We start from the raw sequence: 20,972 nt of genomic DNA, 5'->3' as shown, positions 1-20,972 counted from the left end.
GCACAGTGCCGGCTGCGGCTGCGATTGTCACGCCCGGCAGTAAAACTCAGGCCCGGCGCATCACCTCGCGTTCCAGCAGCACCAGCGGCATCGGCCCGGCACGCAGGATTTCATGAAAGGCACGAATATCAAAGTTCGCGCCCTGTTTTGCCTTGACGGCATCGCGCAGCTGCACCCAGCGCGTATGGCCGACCTTGTAGCTGAGCGCCTGGCCAGGCGAGGCGCAATAGCGCACGATTTCGCGCGTGGTCCGCCCTCGCGCAAAGCCGGTGGTTTCGACCATGTACGCGATGGCCTCGTCCTTGCTCCAGCGTTTGAAATGGATGCCGGTATCGACCACCAGTCGCGTCGCGCGGAACAACAGGCTTTGCAGATAACCGATGCGGCCCAGCGGGTTGCCGTCGTAGAAACCCATCTCGTCGGCCAGCGTTTCGGCATACAGCGCCCAACCTTCGGAGTAGGCGCTGTAGCCGATGCGGCGGCGGATATCGGGCACATCAGGCGATTCCAGCGCGATCATCACCTGCATGTGATGGCCGGGCACCGCCTCGTGGAACGTCACCGTCGGCAGGCCGAATTTGGGCCGGTCGAACGTATCGGTCAGGTTGATGTAGAACGCACCGGGCCGCGCGCCGTCCAGCGTGCCGCTCTGGTAATAGGCGCCGGCTCCGCCCGCCTGGATCAGCGGCGGCACGCGCCGCACATCGACAGCGGCGCGCGGCAGGGTGTGGAACAGTTCGGGCAGGCGCGGATACATCGCCGCGACATTGGCCCTGAGCGCGGTCAGCAGCGTCTCGCGGCCGGGGTCGTCGTTGGGGAACGTCTGGTCGGGCCGTTCGTTCAGCGCCACCAGCCGCGCGCCGACGCTGCCCTGGGTCAGGTTCTGCGACTTGAGCAAGCCGTCCAGTTGCCGGCTGATATCGGCAACCTGCGCAAGGCCGAGCGCATGGACTTGCGCCGCCGACATGTTGGTGGTGGTCGAGGATTTGACGGCGGCGTCATAATATTCGTCACCGCCGGGCAGTTTCCACACCCCGGCATCCGGGCTGGCGCCAGCCCGCAGCCGCGCCACGGCGGCAATCTGGCGGTCCAGCGCCGGAAACACCTTGCCGGCGACAACGCCGCTGGCCCGTGCGCTCCAGTCGCCGGCCACCCCGGCAGCACTGGCCTTTTTGACCAGGGATGTGACCAGGATGGTCTGTTCGGGCGCCTGTCCGCGCAGCGCGCGCATCTGCGGCAATGCCAGATCGAGCAGGAAATCCGGCGCCAGCACGCCGCGCGCTGCATCTTCCTCCAGCCGGGCGGTGCTCTGGTCGAGCGCGCCGGCGAATGCCTCCAGCCGCGCCAGCCACGCCCCGGAATCATCGGCTCCCGCAACCTTGTGCTGGCTGTCGAGGAAATCGGGCACGCCGCGATAGGGGCCGTCGCTGTGGGTGATGACATAGGGCTGGAAATTGCCGCGCGCTTCGCCAAAGGCAAACCGGCTTTCGCTTTCGATGCCGCGTTCGAGATCAAAGCCGACGATGTCGAAATCGAGCTGCCGCGCCGGGCTGAGCGCCGCACGGTCGATGCCGCGCAGCCGGGACAACTGGTCTTTCGCCCGCGCCAGCGACCGCGCCTTGCCGGCATTGCTGTAATCGCTGAGCCGCGACTTGAGACCGGACAAGGCGCCGGTATCCAGCCCCAGCGAAGTTGCCCGCTCCGGCGCTTCGGCCACACCTTCGGCAAACATGGCATCGAACAGCGCCAGCAAGGCCCTGTCTCCCGGCGAAGCCCTGTCTCCCGACGAAGCCCTGTCACCCGGCGAAGCCACTTGCGCGGCAACCGGCCCGGCTAGCGCGGCGACACCAGCCAGCAACTGGCGGCGATCCATCGTCATCCTGGTCATGCTCATATCCTCAAGCGCGCCGCATCACTTCGCGTTCCAGCAGCACCAGCGGCATGGCGCCAAGCCGCAATATCTCGTGGAACTGGCGGGGGTCGAACTTGTCGCCCTGCTTGGCCTTGACCGCATCGCGCAGCCGCGCCCATTGCATATGGCCGATCTTGTAGCTCAGCGCCTGGCCGGGATTGACCGAATAACGCTCGATCTCGCGTTGAGAGCGTCCGCGCGCGTAACCCGTCGTGGCGACGAAATAATCGGTCGCCGTCTCGCGGCTCCAGCGCTTGTAATGCAGGCCGGTGTCAGCCACGAGCCGCGCCGCACGGAACAGGAAGCTTTGCAGATAGCCGATGCGGCCCAGCGGATCGCCGTCCTAGTCACCAAGCTCGTCGGCCACCTGTTCGGCATACAGCGCCCAGCCTTCGGAATAGGCACTATAGCCGCCGCGCCGCCGCAACATCGGCACATCAGGGCTTTCCTGCGCGATGGCGACCTGCATGTGATGGCCCGGCACGGCCTCGTGATAGGTCAGCGTCGCCAGTGTGAACGCCGGCCATTCCGCCGTGTCCTTGAGGTTGATGTAAAATGCGCCGGGGCGCGTCCCATCGGGCGCCGGCCCCTGATAATAGCCATTGGCGGCGCCGTCCTGGATGAAGGCCGGCACGCGCCGCACTTCGACGGGCGCGCGCGGCAATGTCACGAACAGGTTCTGCAAACGCGGCATGGCGTCCTTGATCTGCTCGTTCAGCTTGACGATCAGCGCGGCGCGGCCGGCATCGTCATTGGCATATTGCTGGCCGGGGCGATTGCCCAGCGCCACCAGCCGCTCGCCGACTGTGCCCTGGCTGAGGCCCTGCGCCTTCAGCATCCCATCGAGGCGCCCGGTGATTTCGGCAACCTGCGCCAGCCCCAGCGCATGCACTTGCGCGGGCGTCATGTTGGTCGTGGTCGAGGCTTTGACAGCGGCGTCATAATAGGCCTCGCCGTCCGGCAGGCGCCAGACACCGGCATCGGCGCTGGCCTTGGCCCGCAGCGCCTTCACGCCGGCGATATACCGGTCATAGGCCGGGAAGATTTCGCGTTCGACGATGGCGACGGCGCGGTCGCCATAGCCGGCAGGCAGCCCGGCTGCCTTGGCCTTTCGTGCCAGGCTGGCGGCCAGAATCGTGCCGGCCGCGCTCTGGTTGCGGATGGCAGTCAACTGGCCCAGCGTCAGGTCGAGCGCGAAGTCGGGCGCAATGACCGTGCGCCGTGCATCGGTGTTCGCCCAATCGAGATTGGCATCCAGCGCGCCGGCAAAGGCCGAAAGGCGCGACAGATAGGCATCGGCATCGGCGGCATTTGTGACGCGGTGCTGGCTGTCGAGGAAATCCGGCACGGATTGATAGGGGCCATGCTGCTGGCTGAGCACATAGGGCTGGAAATTGCCGCGTGCAGTGCCGAAGGTGAAGCGGGCGGCATTGGCCTGCCCACGCACCAGATCATATTCGACGACATCGAAATCGAGCTGCCGCGCCGGCGACAAGGCGCTGCGGTCGATGGCCTTCAGGCGGGTGAGCCGTTCGCCGGCGCGGGCCAGTCGTTTTTGCTGGCCGGCCCGCGAGGCATCGGACAATTGCGATTTCAGCGCGGCGCGGGCGTCCTTGTCGAGCCCGAGGCTGGTGGCCTGTTCCGGGCTGTCATCGATACCTTCGTTGAAGAACGCATCCAGCAGCGTCAGCAGCCGCGTGTCCTCGCTGCCGGCTTGCGCCCTGGCGGCGGCAGGCAGCAGCGCGGCTGCCCCCGTCGCCAACACCGTGGCGGCCATCATCTGGCGGCGATCGATCGTCATGCATTCCCCCCTGACACCCAGGAGGGAACGTCTAAGCGAGGCTTCCAGCGTTGAAAAGGGGTCTGGTCAAAGCCCTGCAACAATGGCCTTGTCGAGATTGACTCGGATGGCCTCGAAGAACTTCTCCGTGGTCATCCAGGCCTGATCGGGACCGATGAGCAGTGCCAGATCCTTGGTCATGGCGCCTTCCTCGACGGTTTCGATGCAGACCCGCTCCAGCGTTTCGGCAAAGCGCGTGACCTCGGGCGTGCCATCCAGCTTGCCGCGATGCTTCAGGCCGCCCGTCCAGGCAAAAATCGACGCGATCGGGTTGGTACTGGTCGGCTTGCCTTCCTGATGCATGCGGTAATGGCGGGTGACGGTGCCGTGCGCGGCTTCGGCCTCGACGGTCTGGCCGTCGGGCGTCAGCAGGATCGACGTCATCAGGCCGAGGCTGCCAAAGCCCTGCGCGACCATGTCGGACTGCACATCGCCGTCGTAATTCTTGCACGCCCAGATGAACTTGCCCGACCATTTCAGTGCCGATGCCACCAGATCGTCGATCAGGCGATGTTCGTAGACAATGCCCAGCTTGCGATACTGGCTCTTGAACTCTTCGTCATAGACCTCCTGAAACAGGTCCTTGAAGCGGCCGTCATAGGCCTTGAGGATGGTGTTCTTGGTGGACAGATACACCGGCCACTGGCGGACAAGGCCATAGTTCAGGCTGGCGCGGGCAAAGTCGCGGATCGAATCGTCAAGGTTGTACATGCCCATGGCAACGCCGGCCGAGGGATACTCGAACACCTCATGTTCAATGACTTGCGAGCCGTCTTGCGCTTCCCACTTCATGGTCAGCTTGCCGGGGCCGGGGACGCGGAAATCGGTGGCGCGATATTGGTCGCCAAAGGCATGGCGGCCGATGACGATGGGATCGGTCCAGCCGGGCACCAGGCGCGGCACCGACTTGATGACGATGGGTTCGCGGAACACGACACCGCCCAGGATGTTGCGGATGGTGCCGTTCGGCGATTTCCACATGCGCTTGAGGCCGAATTCCTTCACGCGCGCTTCGTCGGGCGTGATGGTGGCGCATTTCACGCCGACGCCGAATTCCTTGATGGCATTGGCGGACTGCACCGTGACCTTGTCATCGGTGTCGTCGCGGTGTTCGATACCAAGATCGAAATAGCGCAGGTCGATATCGAGATAGGGCAGGATCAGCTGTTCGCGAATCCACTGCCAGATGATCCGGGTCATTTCATCCCCGTCCAGTTCGACGACGGGATTTGCGACCTTGATCTTCGGCATGGCGGATACCTCTGTATGCGACGGCTGTGAGCGACTGCGGCGATTTGAAGCCGTCTCTAGGGGCTTGGGGCGGAATGGGTCAATGGGGACCGTGCCGGATGAGTATCGGCCATGCGTTCGGCAAGCGTCGCCAGGTCGGGCAACGGCTCGGCCAGCCGGTCCAGATGCGGCGGGCCATACCCCTGCTGGGCGATATGCCCCATCAGCGCCGTCAGCGGCGCCCAATAATCATTGGCGCCCAGCAGCCAGATCGGCTTGTCATGGATACCAAGCTCCCGCCAGGTCAGACTTTCGAACAACTCGTCCAGCGTGCCGATGCTGCCGGGCAACGCCAGGATCGCGTCCGACATAGCGTGCATCAACGCCTTTCGTTCATGAAGTGTTTCAACGACATGCATTTCGGCAAGCCCGGCCTGCGCAATCTCAACGGTCATCAGCAGGCGCGGGATGATACCGATGACGCGCCCGCCCTCGGCCATGCATCCGCGCGCGGCAATGCCCATCAGGCCCACGCCGCCGCCGCCAAACACCAGCGTGACGCCGGACCGCGCCAGCAGCCGGCCCAGCTGATCGGCCAGTGCCGCCTGCGCAGAATCATGGCCGGTACGCGAACCGCAAAACAAGAGCAGGGATGTGATCATCCACCGCCCATGCCAAAGCCGATGACCGCCGTCACCCCATGAATATGCACGGCGGACCAATCGCAGGTTGGCCGCTCGCAGGCGCGCCCTCTATGCATTTTCGTGTTTCCCGCATAAAGCGCGGGGCATGTCCGATGAAAACGCCCCCGAACCACAGTCTCCCGCCGTGTCCGATCCTTTGGCGCCGCTTGCCGATCCGGCGCCGGTTGCTGCTCCGGCGATTATTGCCGAGACGCCGCTGACGGTTCCGGGAACGCCGGTAAATGCCGGGCCGCTGCCGTTGGTGCCGGGCGAATCGGCCAAGTACCGCATTCCCGACATGCATCCCGAAGGGCGCAAGTTCGTCGGCATCGCGCTGGTCGCCGTGCTGTTCTTCGGCTTTGTGCTGGAATGGAGCTGGCTGGCCTGGCCGCTCGCCGGTGTGGCGCTGTGGATTGCGGCATTCTTCCGTGATCCGGTGCGGGTGACGCCACTTGGTGAAGGCATGATCGTGTCGCCTGCCGATGGCCTGGTCAGCCTGATCACCATGGTCGATGCGCCGCGCCAGCTGGTCGGTGACGACGGACTGGCAGCCGGGCAGGTGGCCCGTATTTCGGTGTTCATGAATGTCTTTGATGTGCATATCAACCGCGCGCCAATTGCGGGTCGGATGACCCGCATCGTCTATGTGCCGGGTAAGTTCCTCAATGCCGACCTCGACAAGGCCAGCGATGAAAATGAGCGCCAGTATTTCGTCATGGAAGACGCCAGCGGCGTGCGCGTCGGCTTCACACAGATCGCCGGGCTGGTGGCGCGGCGCATCATGAAATGGGTGGAGCCCGGCCAGACCCTCAAGGTCGGCGAGCGATTCGGGCTTATCCGCTTTGGCAGCCGCGTCGATGTCTATCTGCCGGCAGGCTATGTGCCGTCGGTGGCTGTGGGCCAGCGGGCCGTGGCCGGTGAAACCGTGCTGGCGCGGCGCGGCGTGTCCGTGATGTCGGGCAGCCATTCACAGTGACAGCACAGGCGCCGCCGCGATGAGCCTGCACGACGTGCCGGTGCCGGGCCGGCGACGCTTTGGTATCCCGCTGCGAGCGGTCATCCCCAATGCGGTCACTATTCTGGCTTTGTGCGCCGGTCTGACTGGCGTGCGCTTTGCCATTGGCGGTGAATGGGAAAAGGCTGTGGCTGCCGTGGTCGCCGCCGGCGTGCTCGACGGCATCGACGGGCGCATCGCCAGGCTGCTCAAGGCGAGCAGCCGTTTTGGTGCGGAACTGGATTCCCTGTCCGACGTGACTGCGTTCGGCGTGGCACCCACGCTGATCATCTATTTGTGGGCGCTGCAATATCTGCCCGGCGTCGGCTGGGTGATTGCGCTGGCGCATGCCGTCACCTGTGCGTTGCGGCTGGCGCGTTTCAACGCCCAGATCGATGCCGAGGAGCAGCCCCACAAGCGGCTTGGCTATCTGACCGGCATTCCGGCGCCTGTGGCGGCGGGCATTTCGCTCAGCCCGATGTTCCTGACCTTCTGGCTGGAACCGGCATTCATGGACAATCTCGAAGTTCGCGCCACCATTGCTGCGGCGGTGGTCATACCGGTGGCATTCCTGATGGTGTCCAGCCTGCCGACCTTCAGCTGGGGTTCGATCCGGCTGCGCCCGGCATGGCGTCTGCCGGCGCTGGCCGGGGTCGGCCTGTTCGCCGGATCCTTGTTCACGACGCCGTGGATGACGCTGACGTTGATCAGCCTGGCCTATGCCGGTGCCGTGCCGCTGGCGTGGCGCAGCTATGCCCGGATGAAGGCGCGCGAAGGCGCCGCCCAGGCAGGCCCCGAGGCAGACGCCTGAGGCGCGAATTTCTGGCCGCGCAGCGCTGCATCAAGCCGGGGCCCGGCCGCGCCGAGCATGGCAAACACGATTGCCCAGACGGCCGAAAAGGCCAGCATCACCAATAGTCCCGTTACCGTGATCATAGTTGCGTTTCCCTCTTGAACGCCCGGTATGTTCCTTATTTGTTCTCATGTCAACCAGCTGCCCGACACGCCTTGATGGGCCTTTTCAAAAAACGCCAACCGGCTAAGGTTAGGGAAATGGTCGGGAGACAACGAAGTGTACGGAACAATGCAGGATTGGCCGCTGCTGGTCGGCAAGCTGATCGACCATGCCGCAACCTTTCATGGCGACCGCGAGGTGGTCAGCCTGGCCTGCGAAGGCGGCACCCATCGCAGCAACTGGCGGACGGTGCGCGATCGCTCGCGGCAAGTGGCGGGCGCGCTGCGGCGGATGGGCATCAATCCCGGTGACCGGGTGGCGACACTGGCCTGGAACACCTGGCGCCATGTCGAAAGCTGGTATGGCATTTCGGGCATGGGCGGCGTGGCGCACACCATCAACCCGCGCCTGTTCGAGGACCAGATCGCTTTTATCGCGGCCCATGCCGAAGACCGGGTGCTGTTCTTCGACCTGACATTCCTGGCGCTCGTCGAAAAACTGGCGCCGCGCCTGACCACCATCGAGAAATTCGTATTGCTCACCGACCGCGCGCACATGCCGGCGGACACCACACTCGACCTGCTTTGCTACGAGGACCTAATTGCCGGCGAAGACCCGCAGGCGCCGTGGACCGAAGTGCCCGAAACCGCAGCCGCAGGGCTTTGTTACACCAGCGGCACCACCGGCAACCCCAAGGGCGTGCAATACAGCCATCGTTCCAACGTCTTGCACGCCATGGCCGCCTGCATGACCGACACATTCGGCATCGGCGCCCGCACCGTCGTCATGCCGATTGCGCCGATGTACCACGCCAACGCCTGGTCGATTCCGTACACGGCGGCCTGCGCGGGCGCCAAGCTGGTCATGGCCGGCCCCAATTTCGATCCGCCGACCTTGCAGAAAATGATTCTGGATGAAGGTGTCGATCTGGCGCTGGCGGTGCCGACCATCTGGCTGGGAATGATGCAGCATCTCGAGAAAACCGGCGGTAACCTTGGCAAGTTGAACCGCACCGGCATCGGCGGATCGGCCGTGCCGCGCAGCATGATCGAAACCTATGACAAGCTGGGCGTGCGCGTGCTGCAACTTTGGGGCATGACCGAAATGTCGCCCTTGGGCACGATCGGTTTTCCGACAACTGAAATCGAAGCAATGCCTTATGAGCAGCAGCTCGATTACCGTATCAAGCAGGGCCGGGGTATTTTCGGGGTCGAGATGAAGATCGTCAGCTATGACGGCGAAGAACTGCCGCGTGATGGCAAGGCATTCGGCCGCCTGATGGTGCGCGGGCCATGGATCGTCGGCAGCTATTTCAAGGGCGACGGTCAGAGCGCGTTCGATGCCGATGGCTGGTTCGATACCGGCGATGTCGCGACGCTGTGTCCGCTCGGTTACATGCAGATCGTCGACCGGTCCAAGGACGTCATCAAGTCGGGCGGAGAATGGATATCGTCCATCGACCTGGAAAATGTCGCGGTCGGCGCCCCCGGCGTTGCCGAAGCCGCCGTCATCGGCATCCATCATCCGAAATGGGACGAACGGCCATTGTTGCTGGTCCGCCGCAAGGAAGGCGCGCAAGTGACGAAGGAATCCGTGCTTTCTTATCTTGACGGCAAGATCGCCAAATGGTGGACCCCGGATGATGTGCTGATCGTCGACGACCTGCCGCACACCGCGACCGGCAAGCTGCTCAAGACCGAACTGCGGGACCGCTACAAGGACTACAAACTGCCGACGGCGTGATGGCGCCGGCATCAACGCTCCGTCAGACGCGGCATCAGTTCGGCAAAGTTGCAGGGCCGGTGGCGGCTGTCGAGCTGGTGGAGCAATATGCCGTCCCAGCCGTCCTTCACCGCTCCGGTCGAGCCGGGCAGGCAGAAGATATAGGTCCGGTCCGCGACGCCGGCGCAGGCGCGTGACTGGATGGTCGATGTGCCGATGGACTGGAAGCTGAGCCAGCGGAACAGCTCGCCGAAACCGGGGATGATCTTGTGCGCCACCTGGTCCAGCGCCTCGGGCGTCACGTCGCGTCCCGTCACGCCGGTGCCGCCGGTGGTGATGATGCAGTCAACCGCCGGATCGGCGACCCAGCGGCGCAGTTGCTGCACGATTGCCGGCACATCGTCGCGCACGATGTCGCGGGCGGCAAGCGCGTGCCCGGCGCCCGTCAATCGCTGCACCAGCGTGTCGCCGGACCGGTCATCGGCAAGCGTGCGCGTATCGGACACCGTCAGGACCGCGATGTTCAGGGGCAAAAAGGGCAGGGCGCAGTCGATGGGCATGGGCCGCAGCCTATGACAGCCGCGACGCCCTGGCCAGCCTTGGCAATCCAACCGGAGCAATCCAGCCTTGGCAATCCAGCCGGGCTAATTTCGCAGACTCACCGTCACCCGTTCATCCTCGGGCAAATCGAACAGGGTCGGCGGCCGTTCGGGGCGCGGCACGCTCGGCAGGGTCTGCACCGGGCGGGCAACGCCCTTGATCGCGGCGGTGCCGGGCAGCCCCGGAAAACGCGGCCACAGCCCGGCGGCAATGGCATCCAGCGATGCCGGCACCGCACCATCGCGCAATTCGTACATCCACATGTTGCGCAGCACGATTTCGACATAATGCCGGGTTTCGCGAAACGGGATGGATTCGATGAACAGCAGCGGGTCACCCCGGTCATCGAGGCTGGCGTTCCAGCGCTGCACGCTGCCCGGCCCGGCATTATAGGCGGCGATCACCTTGGGCAGCAGCCCGGCTGTCGATCCGGCATCGCGCAGTTTTTCCAGATAGGTCTGGCCCACTTCGATATTATACGCCGGATCGGCCATGTCGCCGACAGCGGCCCAGGCTGAGGCATCAGTTCCGGCCGCATCGGTGTCACGCTTGATGGCGTCGTTCACTTCGCGCCCCGTGCCGGGCATGAGCTGCATCAACCCGCGTGCGCCGGTGCGGCTGGTGGCGGTGGTGATGAACGCTGATTCCTGCAGGGCATGGGCAAACACCAGCGGCCTCGGCACCCGCCAGCCGCGCGCCGGCACCCATTCCGGCGCCGGATAGCGCGCCGAAAGCGGCGCCGACAGGCCCAGCGGCGGCTTGACGGCAAGGCTGTACTGCGTCGCCGGCAAATCGAGCCGCGCCGCAAGCCGCAGAATCGCGGGATAGGCATCTGCCGGTGCCAGCGCCGCCAGATGGCGCAGTTCGCGGTCGGCAAGGCCGAGCTGGCCGATTTCCACCAAAGCCGCCGCTCGCTGGGCGCCGGGCATGGTCTTGAGATAATTCCAGTCGGCCGTGATGAAATCCGGCTCAGCCCAATCGAGCGTCTGGGTTTGCCCCAGCGACCGGGCCGCGAGCAGGCCATAAAAACTGTTGGTCGCGCCCGACGCCAGGGCAAAACGCTGCATCATCAGGTCGCGCCGGCCCAGCGCCAACCAGGCCCGCCCGGCCCAATAGGCCGCCGCCGCAGCAATATCGGCGCGCGCAAACTTGCCGCCAACCATATCAAAAGCCGCCGCCGCATCCTGCCAGTTGCCAAGCCGCCACGCCGCAAGGCCCGCCGTCCACGCACCATCGGCGCCGGCGTTTCCCAACCCGCTGGCGGCCTCCAGACCCAGGCGATAAGCGGCGTCATTGTCGTTCTGGCCGTAATAGCTCCATGCGATGCGCTGCGCCCATTCGGCGCGGGCCCATGGCGTCAGGAACGGCGCCTGCGCCAGCCACAGCCGTTCGGCATCGGCATTCAAGTCGGCGGCCAGCAACGGCTTGAGCAGCGCACCGATTTCGGCATCACGCGGCCCGGGGGCGAGCAGCAGCGACGGCGCACTGACCCTTGCATAGGACCGGACGGCCGGCAGCAACGGCAACGGCGATTCGTCGGCGCCGGGCATGCGGGCGGCAATCTGCGCCACCTTGGCGGCCTGTGGCAGGTCCTTGGCCAGTTCGAGCCAGGCGGCCAGATCGGCGCGGCTCATGCCGGCTGGCCCGCGTACCACGATCAACTGCGCCTTGGCGGTATTGGCCAGCAGGGCGGTTTCCTGACCCGCCTCCGATGCCGCAATCGCTCCGGCCTTTGTGGCCGCCGCCATCGATTTTTCTGCGGCGCTGGTGCGGCCAGCGTCGATATCGGCGAAAATCTGCCGCCAAAGCGCGCGCTCGTCATCGGTCAGTTGCCGGGGCACTGCCCGTTGCCGCGGGGTAATGCCATCGCGCAGGCCGGTCACGGTGATCGGCGCTTCCGAAACAGGCGCTCCGGCGGCGGCAACTTGCGCTTGCGCCGGCCCGGCCAGCAGCACGGCAAGCGTGACAAGCGCGCCACGGGCCATCATGCCGCTGCAATCGCTGCGGCAAAGGTCTTGAGGTCTTCAAAAGCCTTGGCCTTGAGCGCGGGCTGGTCATGAAGCCGGCGCGGGTGGAAACTGGGCATCAGCCGCGCGCCGGCAAAGTCGAACCAGGTGCCGCGCGCCCGGCCGACTGATGCCGCCGGCCCTGCAATCGCCGATGACGCCTGGCCCAACGCCAGGATGAAACGCGGCGGCGCCAGTGTGAACAGCCGGTCCACAAAGGGCGCAAAGGCGGCGAACTGGTCCTCGCGCGGCTCGATATTGCCAATAGTGGCCCATGGCAGGCGGTGGACCAGCGCCGCCTTTTCCCAGTCCAGCCCGATGGCAGCAAGCATCCGGTCCAGCATGACCGTGATCGGCCCTGCTGGTTCCGGGCGGTCGCACAGGATGATGATGCCGGCAGCTGGGTTGCCGGCGCAAAGCTGCGGCGCGGCATCGGCCTTGCGAAGCGGATGCGCAAAACCACCAAGCGCCGAATTCAGGGCCGCGATCGTATCGGCTCCCGCCGCCAATTCTGCTGCTTGGCACGGTGCCGGCACAGCGACAGCGACGCGCGGTGCGGCGGCTTTGGCAACAGCGTTCGCCTTTGGCATCGCAGCGGGCGCGCTTGCCACCACGGGCGCAGCCACCGGCGCCGGTGCCAGCCAGGATTTCGGCTCTGCCGCCACGCCCGCATCACTGCCGGCGGCAGCCAGCCATTCCAGCATGGCAAGGCTGATCGCGGGGTCGGCAGGCAAGGTGGGGGCAGTTTCGATCACCGCTCCAAAAGATGCGCCCTTGTGTCTCTGGTCAAGCGCCGGGCACGCTAGTATCTGATGAACCATGGCAAAGCTGCGACGTGCCGATAAGCATGGGCAGCAAGAGGGAACAGGCCGAGCGATATGAGCGACAGAGAATCCATGCCCTATGACATCGTCATTGTCGGCGGCGGCCCTGCGGGCCTGTGCGCTGCCATCAAGGCGAAGCAAAAGGCGGCCGAACTCGGCCTTGAACTGTCGGTGTGCATTCTCGAAAAAGGCTCCGAAATCGGCGCGCATATCCTGTCGGGCGCGGTGGTGGACCCGCGCAGCCTCGATGAACTGCTGCCGAACTGGCGCGACATGGACAGCCCATTGAGCGTGCCGGTGACCGAAAACCATCACTGGATCCTCACCGAGGGCAAGAAATACGAATTTCCGCACGGCCTGTTGCCGCCGTTCATGCAGAACAAGGGCTGCTACACGGTTTCGCTTGGCAATCTGTGCCGCTGGCTGGCGGGGCAGGCCGAGGCGCTGGGTGTCGAGATTTTCCCCGGCTTTGCCGCCGCCGAAGTGCTGTTCCACGATGACGGCAGCGTCAAGGGCGTTGCCACGGGCGACATGGGCATCGGCCGCGACGGCCAGAAGAAGGACAGCTGGCAGCCTGGCCTGGAACTTCATGCCAAATACACGTTTTTTGCCGAGGGCGCGCGCGGGCATCTGTCCAAGCAGCTGATGAAGCGTTTCGACCTGTGCAAGGACAGCCAGCCGCAAATCTATGGCATCGGCCTCAAGGAACTCTGGGACATTCCGGCTGAAAAACATGCGCCCGGCCGTGTCATCCATTCGCAGGGCTGGCCGCTGTCGGATGCCAATGGCGGCGGGTTCATCTATCATCAGGCGAATGGTCAGGTGGCGATCGGGTTCTCCGTCTGGCTGAATTACGACAACCCCAGCCTGTCGCCGTTCGACGAATTCCAGCGGTTCAAGACGCACCCAGCCGTGCGCGAAATCCTCGAAGGCGGCCGCCGCGTGTCCTATGGCGCGCGGGCCATCAACGATGGCGGCTGGCAGGCTGTGCCCAAGCTGACCTTCCCCGGCGGCGCGCTGATCGGATGCAGTGCCGGTTTCCTCAACGTGCCGCGCATCAAGGGCAGCCACACCGCCATGAAGACCGGCATGATGGCCGCCGAAGCAGCGGTCGAAGCCATCGCCAAGCAGCGGAGCAATGACGAACTGGTCGCCTATGGCGCCGCCTACAAGCAAAGCTGGGTCTTCGACGAGCTGAAGATGGTCCGCAACGTCCTGCCGGCAGTGGAAAAGTTCGGCAATGTCATCGGCACCGCGCTGGGCGGCCTTATGATGTGGATGGAATATCTGGGCTATGAGCTGCCCTTTACCTTCAAGCTCAGCCCCGATTACAAGCACATGCGCCGCAAGGGCGAAGCGAAAAAGATCGTCTATCCCAAGCCCGATGGCGTCTTCAGCTTCGACAAGCTGACCAGCGTGTTCCTGTCGAGCACCAACCATGAGGAAGACCAGCCCGTCCATCTCAGGCTGACCGATCCCAATGTGCCGATCGAGGTCAATTACGCGCTGTTCGACGAACCGGCGCAGCGGTATTGCCCGGCTGGCGTCTATGAGGTGGTCGGAGTCGAGGAGGGCAATCCGCGCTTCCAGATCAACGCGCAAAACTGCGTCCACTGCAAGACCTGCGATATCAAGGACCCGAGCCAGAATATCACCTGGGTGGTCCCCGAAGGCGGCGGCGGCCCGAACTCTCCGAATATGTAGCGCGGCGCCGCGAGCGCGCGCATCGCGCGCCGACAGGCGCAAGCTCGGCCAGCGGGGCTGACGGCTCCAAGCCGGCAGAACCCGTCTGACGAGTCGCGGGCTTTGCCCGCGACCGAGCCGTTGGCACACACCATACACTCGCCTTCCCCCCATCCCCCGACCCGTGTTACCACCTTGGCATGCGCTCCCCCCTTGCCATCGCCCTGTTCGCTGTCGCCGTCACGGCCGAGGCACGCACCACCGCGCTGACCCAGTCGCCGTTGCACAGCTATGTCCTTGGTCGCCACGCCGCCGCCGATTCCGAACTGGGCCTTGCCTCGCGTTTGCTGGAGGACGCTCGCACGCGCGCACCCGATGCCAAGGGCCTGCCGCGCCGCACGTTCGAAGTCGTCGTGGCTGCCGGCGACCAGACCCGCGCCTTTGTCCTGGCCCGTGAATTGACCCCCGGCTTCAAGGGCGACGCCGATGTCATGCTCGTGCGGTTGGCCGATGCCATATTGCGGCGCGATTTTGCCGGCGCCGCTCAGGCAAGGTCAGGGCTGGGCACCATCGGCTATGCCCAGGTCGTCAATCCGATTGCCGAGGCATGGATCACATTCAGTCGCGGCGACACCGATGCCGCTTTGGCAAGGCTGGATCCGGCAGCCTATAGCGGCTTCGTCCGGTCCTATGTATCCGAACAACGCGCCCATATGCTGGCGGCTGCAGCGCGCTGGCCCGAAGCGGCCAAGGCCTATTACGACCTGCGCGCCAGCACCGGCGGCGGTATTTCGTTCCTGCGCGTCGGCGAGGCGGATGCGCTAGCGATGGCCGGCAAGCCGGACGCGGCGCTGGCGGCGCTGTCGGGCAACGACGCGCCGACTGTTGCGGCCCGGGCCCGGCTGCTTGCCGGTAAGCGGATCGGCGCACTGGCTCCCGATGCGCGCCGCGCCATCGGCTGGATGGCGGCGCGGCTGGCCGTGGACCTGTCGCGCGAACGGCCCGTGCCGCTTGCGCTGCTGTTCGCACGCGTCGGCACGTTTCTGGCGCCCGACATTGCGGCAAGCTGGATTGTCTGCGGCGATGTGCTGGCGCGCGGCAACCAGCGGCAGGCCGCGCTGGCCGCCTATGACCGGATCGCTGGCGATGACGCGCTGTTTGCCGCTGCCCGGGCCCGCCGCGCCGAAGTGCTCGAAGGCATGGGCCGCAGCCAGCAGGCCGGCGTGCTGCTCCAGGCGGCCACGCTTGCGCCGGACGCCACGCCGCAGGATTGGACGGCACTGGCCAATTGGTATCGCAGGGGCACCCGCTATGCCGAAGCGGCGGCGGCCTATGACCGGGTCATTGCACTGCAATCCACATCGCCCGACAGCGAGGACAGTTGGTCGCCCTATTTCCTTCGCGGCAGCATGTGGGAACGTGCCGGCAAATGGCCACAGGCCGAATCGGATCTGCGCGCCGCTTTCACACGTGCTCCCGGTGAAGCGATGGTGCTCAATTATCTCGGCTATTCCTTGCTCGATCGCGGCGAGAAGCTGGGCGAGGCCGTTGCCTTGATCGAAAAGGCCGCCGACCTGCGCCCCGGCGATGGCGGCATCGCCGATTCCCTCGGTTGGAGCCAATATCGCCGCGGCCAGTTCGATGCCGCCGTAACGGCGCTGGAACGGGCATGGGCGCTGGAACCCGGCGACCCAACCATCACCGACCATCTCGGCGACGCCTATTGGCAGGTCGGCCGCCGGATCGAGGCGCGGTTCCGCTGGCGCCAGGCGCTGGGGCTGGAACCTGATGCCAAGCTCAAGTCCGCGCTTCAGGCCAAGCTGGATTTTGGCCTTGATGCAGCGCTGGCGATGGCCGATGCGTCCGGGGCCGATGCGCCCGGAAAAACGCAGTAACAAGCTTGCCTTCGCACATTCGCCGGGGTCAATGCCGCGCATGATCGAAACCGCCTCTGCCAAGATCAATCTGGCCCTGCACCTGCGCCGCCGGCGGCCCGACGGTTATCACGACCTCGAAACGGTGTTTGCCTTCACCGATTTCGGCGACACGCTGACAGCAGAGCCCGCGCCTGTGCTGTCGCTGACCATGGCCGGCGAATATGCCGGGCCGGCCGGGGCAGGGGATGACAATCTGGTCCTGCGCGCCGCCCGCGCCTTGCAGATGCGGGCCGGCATAGCAGCGGGTGCCGCCATCCATCTTGAAAAACATATTCCGGTGGCCGCCGGGCTGGGCGGCGGCTCGGCCGATGCGGCGGCGGCGCTGCGGCTGCTGAACCGGCTGTGGGGGCTGGACTGGCCGCTTGATGCGTTGTTGCCGATTGCGGCAGCGCTGGGCGCCGATGTGCCGGCTTGCCTGTTGCAGCAGACGTGCCTGGGGCTGGGGCGGGGTGATGATCTGTCGCCCTGGCCGCACAGCCTGGCGGGAGCCCCGCTGCTGCTCGTCAATCCGCGTGTGGCCGTGGCCACGGGTCCGGTGTTTGCCGGCTGGGACCGCATTGACCTGGGGGGCATTGACGCAGGCCTGCCGCTGTCGGCGCTGCGCAACGACATGACGGCGGCTGCGATCGCCATTGCGCCGGTGATTGCCGATGTGCTTGCTTTGCTCGCATCGACCATCGGCGCCGTGCTTGTGCGGATGAGCGGGTCGGGCGCTACGTGCCTTGCGCTTTATGCCGACACGGCCTCGCGCGATCTTGCCGCGGGGGTGGCGGCAAATGCCGGCTGGTGGACCGCCGCAACAACGATTCGCTGAGTCGCGCTCACATCCCGTCCTGCTTGGCGCTGCATTTCTGTGGCGGGTTGACGCATATTTGCAATAGCAATTGGCTGAAGGTGTTGAAAAGACGTATGTGCAGTGCAGCAATTGAATGGCACTCAAATTTCCTGTTGACGAGATTTTGAGCATCACTTAAAGCGGGACTCAGTTGAACTGAGCATCACTCAACCGGCTCCCCCGAGCCACAACGAACAGGAGACCTGCCATGTCGATCCGTATGTTTGCCGCCCCGCTGGCCATCGCCCTCTCGACCGTTTTTCTCGCCGCTGCTGCCGTGCCTGCCCAGGCTTCGGACGTCAGCTGCGCCGCCACCCCCGGCCAGATCCGCACGCTCGCCCAGACGGCACCTGCCGGTAACGCTGCCAAGGCGTTGAAGCTGGTTTCGACCGGTGAAAAGCTGTGCGCTGCCGACAACCGCTTTGAAGCCGGCAAGAAGTTTGCTGCCGCTGCCAAGCTGCTCGGCACCGAACTGGCCGCGCTCAGCACCGCGCCGACTGCCCAGTAAGCGTTTCGCGGGGCCTGTCCCCACCACGATATCCTGACCCCAGGATGCCCCTAAGGGCCGGCGCTCCCTCCCCCCGGGCGCCGGCCCTTTTTTCATGCCCGGTCATCATGCTCTTTTTCTGGTGACGCACTATCGCTATCACAGGGGAATGCCTGTGTTCGCGCCGCCCCGATCATGACCATGCCCGTTGTCCTTGATGGCACAGCGGACATGTTGATGATCGCCGATCATGCCTCGAATTTCGTGCCAGCCGGCGTGATGCTGGGCCTGCCGCCGGCGATGCTGGAGGACCATATTGCCGTCGATATCGGCACAGACCCGCTGACCCGCGCACTTGCGGCGCTGTTGTCGGCGCCGGCGATCATTGCATCGGTGTCCCGCCTCGTCATCGATCTAAACCGTGAGCCGGAAAACGCCATTCCCGCCGCCAGCGATGGCCATGTCATCCCCGGCAACTGGAATCTGCCCGAAGCCGAACGCGCCCTGCGGTTGACGGCGATCCACCAGCCCTATCATGTCCGTGTGGCTGCCGAAATTGCCGGTCGCCGCCCCATCATGCTGGTCAGCATCCACAGCTTCACGCCGCAACTGGCGACACGCCCGGACGAGCCGCGCCCATGGCCGGTCGGCGTGCTGTACAACACCGACGACCGCGCCGCGTTGCCGGGCATTGCGGCGCTGGCGGCCTATGGCCTGCATGTCGGCGACAACCAGCCCTATTCCGGGCGCGACCTCAATTACACGATGAACCGGCACGCAGAGGGGGCGGGTATCCCGTATCTGGGCATCGAGGTGCGCAACGACGGCCTGCGCGATGCGGCGGGCATCGCGCACTGGGCGCATGTGCTGGCCGGTGTCATCGCCGCCGTGCGTCGCCAACTTGGCCCGGTTTAGCCCGGTTCAGCCTGCTCATTCAGGTGGTTCCCACCGGCTCCCACAGTTCGATGGCATTGCCTTCCGGGTCATGGATGCGCGCAAAACGGCCAACCTCCGGCGTGTCCCATTCGGCGCGAGTCTCCACTGCAATGCCAGCCGATGCCAGGCTCTGGAGCAGCGCATCAAGACCCGATACGCGCAGGTTGATCATGAACGCCTTGTCGGCGGCGAAATAATCGGTGTCGGCCTTGAAGGGCGCAAACACCATCGGTCCGGCCATGGTCTGCCATATCCATTCATTGGTTTCGCCGCCGCCGCTGGCGTTGCAGCCGCCGCCAACATTCAGATGGGTCCGATACCATTCCCCCAGAGCTTTTGGGTCCTTTGCCCGGAAAAACAGCCCACCCATGCCCTCGACGCCCATGTGCCATCTCCCTATTTGTGAACTAGAGTGCGCCGCGTCGGCTTGACCGGCAAGCTGCACCGGCGCAAAGCAAGAATATTGTTTGAAATAGGTTTCACATGACACGATTCGACAAGTCGAAGCTTCCCAGCCGCCATGTTTCGGTCGGCCCGGAGCGCGCGCCGCACCGCAGCTATTATTATGCCATGGGCCTGACCGAGGAGGAGATATCCCGGCCGTTCGTCGGCATTGCTTCGGCCGGCAATGATTCCGCGCCGTGCAACACGACGCTGGATGCCCAGGCCGATGTCTGCCGCCAAGGCGTGGACGCAGCGGGCGGCATGCCGCGCCGTTTCAACACCATCACCGTCACCGACGGCATCGCCATGGGCCATCAGGGCATGAAGGCCAGCCTCGTCAGCCGCGATTGCATTACGGATTCGGTTGAACTGTCGGTCAGAGGCCATTGTTATGACGCGCTGATCGGCTTTGCTGGTTGCGACAAATCCTTGCCCGGCATGATGATGGCGATGCTGCGGCTCAATGTGCCGTCGATCTTTGTCTATGGCGGATCGATCCTGCCCGGCCGGTTCGAGGACAAGGACGTCACCGTCGTCGATGTGTTCGAGGCGGTGGGCGGCCACAGCGCCGGTTCCTGCCCGCTGGCCCGGTTGACGGCGCTGGAAAAGGTCGCCTGTCCCGGCCACGGTGCCTGCGGCGGGCAATTCACCGCCAACACCATGGCCTGTGTCGGCGAAGCGATCGGGCTGTCGCTTCCCAACAGCAACATGGCCCCTGCGGCCTATGGCAGCCGCGCCGAAATCGCCATTGCTGCGGGCCGCCAGATCATGACGTTGATCGAACGCAACATCCGCCCGCGCGACATCTGCACGCGCGAGGCGTTTGAAAATGCCGCGCGCATCGTCGCGGCCACCGGCGGGTCCACCAATGCCGCGCTGCACTTGCCCGCCATGGCCCATGAATGCGGCATCAAGTTCGATTTGTTCGATGTGGCCGAGATATTCAAATCAACACCTTATATCGCTGACTTGAAACCCGGCGGCAGGTATGTCGCACGCGACATGTATGATGCCGGCGGCGTCTATATGGTCATGAAAACCCTGTTCGATGCCGGGCTGCTGCATGGCGAATGCATGACCGTGACCGGCAAGACGCTGGCGGAAAACATCGCCGAAGTGACCTGGAATCCCGACCAGAAGGTTATTTACCCGGTCAGTAACCCGCTGTCGCCAACCGGCGGCGTCGTGGGCCTGCGGGGCAGCCTTGCCCCTGACGGCGCCATTGTGAAGGTCGCCGGCATGCAGACCCTCGCTTTCAGCGGCCCTGCGCGGGTGTTCGACAGCGAGGAGGAATGCTTTGCAGTCGTCGAGGCGCGCGGCATCGAGCCGGGCTGCGTCATCGTCATTCGTTACGAGGGACCACGCGGCGGGCCGGGCATGCGCGAAATGCTGTCCACCACGGCGGCGCTGTATGGCCAGGGCCTTGGCGAGCATGTGGCGCTGATCACCGATGGCCGGTTTTCCGGCGCAACGCGCGGTTTCTGCATCGGGCACGTCGGCCCGGAAGCAGCGTTGGGCGGCCCGATTGCCCTGGTCGAGGACGGTGACATCATCAGCATCGACGCCAGCGCCGGCACCATCGACCTCGAAGTCGATGACGCCACTCTCGCGGCGCGCCGTGCGGTCTGGCAACCGCGCGCCCACGACTATCAATCAGGCGCCATCTGGAAATTCGCGCGATTGGTCGGCCCGGCACGCGGGGGCGCGGTCACGCATCCCGGCGCCGCTTCGGAAACCCACGTATTTGCAGATATTTGACCGTTTTTATTCGCAAATCACATGCGGAACGAAGCGCGCCAGATTGCCCGTAATCGGGCCATCTTCGCGGATGCCGATACCAACCGGCGCACCATCGACGACCCAGCTGCCGATCACGGCATGCTG

17 protein-coding genes and 1 pseudogene are annotated in these 20,972 nt (G+C 65.0%); 9 read left to right on the top strand and 9 right to left on the bottom strand.

The window, feature by feature from the left end:
* Positions 1-46: 46 nt before the first annotated feature.
* The 4 genes and pseudogenes from RMQ73_RS05060 to RMQ73_RS05045 form a co-directional block, all read right to left on the bottom strand.
* Entirely contained in the window at positions 47-1,873 is a 1,827-nt protein-coding gene (locus RMQ73_RS05060; protein WP_409049835.1) for a DUF885 domain-containing protein, read from the bottom strand.
* A gap of 25 nt (positions 1,874-1,898) precedes the next feature.
* Positions 1,899-3,707, bottom strand: a pseudogene (locus RMQ73_RS05055) (DUF885 domain-containing protein).
* 72 nt (positions 3,708-3,779) lie between these two features.
* Positions 3,780-5,003, bottom strand: a complete 1,224-nt coding sequence (locus RMQ73_RS05050; protein WP_310496971.1) for an NADP-dependent isocitrate dehydrogenase — start codon at positions 5,001-5,003, stop codon at positions 3,780-3,782.
* A gap of 56 nt (positions 5,004-5,059) precedes the next feature.
* A complete protein-coding gene (locus RMQ73_RS05045) occupies positions 5,060-5,644 on the bottom strand; it encodes a TIGR00730 family Rossman fold protein (RefSeq protein ID WP_310496970.1) in 585 nt (194 codons plus the stop codon).
* A 127-nt stretch (positions 5,645-5,771) separates the two neighbouring features.
* Between RMQ73_RS05045 and RMQ73_RS05040 the strand changes: the two genes are divergently transcribed.
* From RMQ73_RS05040 to RMQ73_RS05030, 3 genes are all read left to right on the top strand, one after another.
* Positions 5,772-6,641: a phosphatidylserine decarboxylase gene (locus RMQ73_RS05040; protein WP_310496969.1), complete on the top strand. Its 870-nt coding sequence runs from the start codon at positions 5,772-5,774 to the stop codon at positions 6,639-6,641.
* A gap of 19 nt (positions 6,642-6,660) precedes the next feature.
* Positions 6,661-7,470, top strand: coding sequence for a phosphatidylcholine/phosphatidylserine synthase (locus RMQ73_RS05035; protein ID WP_310496968.1), 810 nt, complete (start codon positions 6,661-6,663; stop codon positions 7,468-7,470).
* Between the two features lie 273 nt (positions 7,471-7,743).
* Positions 7,744-9,357 carry a long-chain fatty acid--CoA ligase gene (locus RMQ73_RS05030; RefSeq protein ID WP_310496967.1) on the top strand — a complete coding sequence of 538 codons (1,614 nt, stop codon included), beginning with the start codon at positions 7,744-7,746 and terminating at the stop codon, positions 9,355-9,357.
* A gap of 11 nt (positions 9,358-9,368) precedes the next feature.
* Here the strand turns inward: RMQ73_RS05030 and moaB are convergent, their stop codons facing one another.
* The 3 genes from moaB to RMQ73_RS05015 form a co-directional block, all read right to left on the bottom strand.
* Positions 9,369-9,896: a molybdenum cofactor biosynthesis protein B gene (gene moaB, locus RMQ73_RS05025; protein ID WP_310496966.1), complete on the bottom strand. Its 528-nt coding sequence runs from the start codon at positions 9,894-9,896 to the stop codon at positions 9,369-9,371.
* Positions 9,897-9,980: 84 nt separating this feature from the next.
* Positions 9,981-11,924, bottom strand: coding sequence for a lytic transglycosylase domain-containing protein (locus RMQ73_RS05020; protein WP_310496965.1), 1,944 nt, complete (start codon positions 11,922-11,924; stop codon positions 9,981-9,983).
* On the bottom strand, positions 11,921-12,676 hold the full coding sequence (locus tag RMQ73_RS05015; protein ID WP_310496964.1) for a uracil-DNA glycosylase family protein: 756 nt from the start codon (positions 12,674-12,676) through the stop codon (positions 11,921-11,923). Before RMQ73_RS05015 ends, RMQ73_RS05020 begins: the two co-directional genes overlap by 4 nt.
* Before the next feature lie 144 nt (positions 12,677-12,820).
* Between RMQ73_RS05015 and RMQ73_RS05010 the strand changes: the two genes are divergently transcribed.
* The 5 genes from RMQ73_RS05010 to RMQ73_RS04990 all read left to right on the top strand — a co-directional run bounded on the left by RMQ73_RS05010 (position 12,821) and on the right by RMQ73_RS04990 (position 18,623).
* Complete coding sequence (locus RMQ73_RS05010) at positions 12,821-14,470, top strand: electron transfer flavoprotein-ubiquinone oxidoreductase (RefSeq protein ID WP_310496963.1); 1,650 nt, start codon at positions 12,821-12,823, stop codon at positions 14,468-14,470.
* A 179-nt stretch (positions 14,471-14,649) separates the two neighbouring features.
* Positions 14,650-16,344 (top strand): tetratricopeptide repeat protein, encoded by a 1,695-nt coding sequence (locus RMQ73_RS05005; protein WP_310496962.1) that lies wholly within the window; start codon positions 14,650-14,652, stop codon positions 16,342-16,344.
* Between the two features lie 40 nt (positions 16,345-16,384).
* Positions 16,385-17,200, top strand: a complete 816-nt coding sequence (locus tag RMQ73_RS05000) for a 4-(cytidine 5'-diphospho)-2-C-methyl-D-erythritol kinase (protein ID WP_310496961.1) — start codon at positions 16,385-16,387, stop codon at positions 17,198-17,200.
* A gap of 229 nt (positions 17,201-17,429) precedes the next feature.
* Positions 17,430-17,729 carry a hypothetical protein gene (locus RMQ73_RS04995; protein WP_310496960.1) on the top strand — a complete coding sequence of 100 codons (300 nt, stop codon included), beginning with the start codon at positions 17,430-17,432 and terminating at the stop codon, positions 17,727-17,729.
* 174 nt (positions 17,730-17,903) lie between these two features.
* Complete coding sequence (locus tag RMQ73_RS04990; RefSeq protein ID WP_310496959.1) at positions 17,904-18,623, top strand: N-formylglutamate amidohydrolase; 720 nt, start codon at positions 17,904-17,906, stop codon at positions 18,621-18,623.
* Between the two features lie 19 nt (positions 18,624-18,642).
* Here RMQ73_RS04990 and RMQ73_RS04985 read toward each other — a convergent pair whose 3' ends face one another.
* Entirely contained in the window at positions 18,643-19,029 is a 387-nt protein-coding gene (locus RMQ73_RS04985; RefSeq protein WP_310496958.1) for a VOC family protein, read from the bottom strand.
* Positions 19,030-19,127: 98 nt separating this feature from the next.
* Here RMQ73_RS04985 and ilvD point away from each other — a divergent pair, with 98 nt between their 5' ends.
* Positions 19,128-20,846, top strand: coding sequence for a dihydroxy-acid dehydratase (ilvD, locus tag RMQ73_RS04980; RefSeq protein WP_310496957.1), 1,719 nt, complete (start codon positions 19,128-19,130; stop codon positions 20,844-20,846).
* Between the two features lie 6 nt (positions 20,847-20,852).
* Here the strand turns inward: ilvD and RMQ73_RS04975 are convergent.
* Positions 20,853-20,972: glutathionylspermidine synthase family protein (locus tag RMQ73_RS04975; RefSeq protein WP_310496983.1), on the bottom strand; the 120-nt coding region annotated here is incomplete at its 5' end.

Origin of the sequence: Sandarakinorhabdus sp. (assembly GCF_031430775.1) — a bacterium.
Lineage (GTDB): Bacteria > Pseudomonadota > Alphaproteobacteria > Sphingomonadales > Sphingomonadaceae > Sandarakinorhabdus.
The sequence above is the reverse complement of the archived record's forward strand: the minus strand, read 5'-3'. Positions and strand labels throughout refer to the sequence as shown.

What these genes read in the sequence shown, in the direction of transcription:
- RMQ73_RS04995 (WP_310496960.1), top strand. Translation starts at nt 17,430, where the DNA reads ATGTCGATCCGTATGTTTGCCGCCCCGCTGGCCATCGCCCTCTCGACC.
- RMQ73_RS05045 (WP_310496970.1), bottom strand. Translation starts at nt 5,644, where the DNA reads ATGATCACATCCCTGCTCTTGTTTTGCGGTTCGCGTACCGGCCATGAT.
- ilvD (WP_310496957.1), top strand. Translation starts at nt 19,128, where the DNA reads ATGACACGATTCGACAAGTCGAAGCTTCCCAGCCGCCATGTTTCGGTC.
- RMQ73_RS05020 (WP_310496965.1), bottom strand. Translation starts at nt 11,924, where the DNA reads ATGATGGCCCGTGGCGCGCTTGTCACGCTTGCCGTGCTGCTGGCCGGG.
- RMQ73_RS05035 (WP_310496968.1), top strand. Translation starts at nt 6,661, where the DNA reads ATGAGCCTGCACGACGTGCCGGTGCCGGGCCGGCGACGCTTTGGTATC.
- moaB (WP_310496966.1), bottom strand. Translation starts at nt 9,896, where the DNA reads ATGCCCATCGACTGCGCCCTGCCCTTTTTGCCCCTGAACATCGCGGTC.
- RMQ73_RS04985 (WP_310496958.1), bottom strand. Translation starts at nt 19,029, where the DNA reads ATGGGCGTCGAGGGCATGGGTGGGCTGTTTTTCCGGGCAAAGGACCCA.
- RMQ73_RS05000 (WP_310496961.1), top strand. Translation starts at nt 16,385, where the DNA reads ATGATCGAAACCGCCTCTGCCAAGATCAATCTGGCCCTGCACCTGCGC.
- RMQ73_RS05005 (WP_310496962.1), top strand. Translation starts at nt 14,650, where the DNA reads ATGCGCTCCCCCCTTGCCATCGCCCTGTTCGCTGTCGCCGTCACGGCC.
- RMQ73_RS04990 (WP_310496959.1), top strand. Translation starts at nt 17,904, where the DNA reads ATGACCATGCCCGTTGTCCTTGATGGCACAGCGGACATGTTGATGATC.
- RMQ73_RS05050 (WP_310496971.1), bottom strand. Translation starts at nt 5,003, where the DNA reads ATGCCGAAGATCAAGGTCGCAAATCCCGTCGTCGAACTGGACGGGGAT.
- RMQ73_RS05030 (WP_310496967.1), top strand. Translation starts at nt 7,744, where the DNA reads ATGCAGGATTGGCCGCTGCTGGTCGGCAAGCTGATCGACCATGCCGCA.
- RMQ73_RS05040 (WP_310496969.1), top strand. Translation starts at nt 5,772, where the DNA reads ATGTCCGATGAAAACGCCCCCGAACCACAGTCTCCCGCCGTGTCCGAT.
- RMQ73_RS05010 (WP_310496963.1), top strand. Translation starts at nt 12,821, where the DNA reads ATGAGCGACAGAGAATCCATGCCCTATGACATCGTCATTGTCGGCGGC.
- RMQ73_RS05060 (WP_409049835.1), bottom strand. Translation starts at nt 1,873, where the DNA reads ATGGATCGCCGCCAGTTGCTGGCTGGTGTCGCCGCGCTAGCCGGGCCG.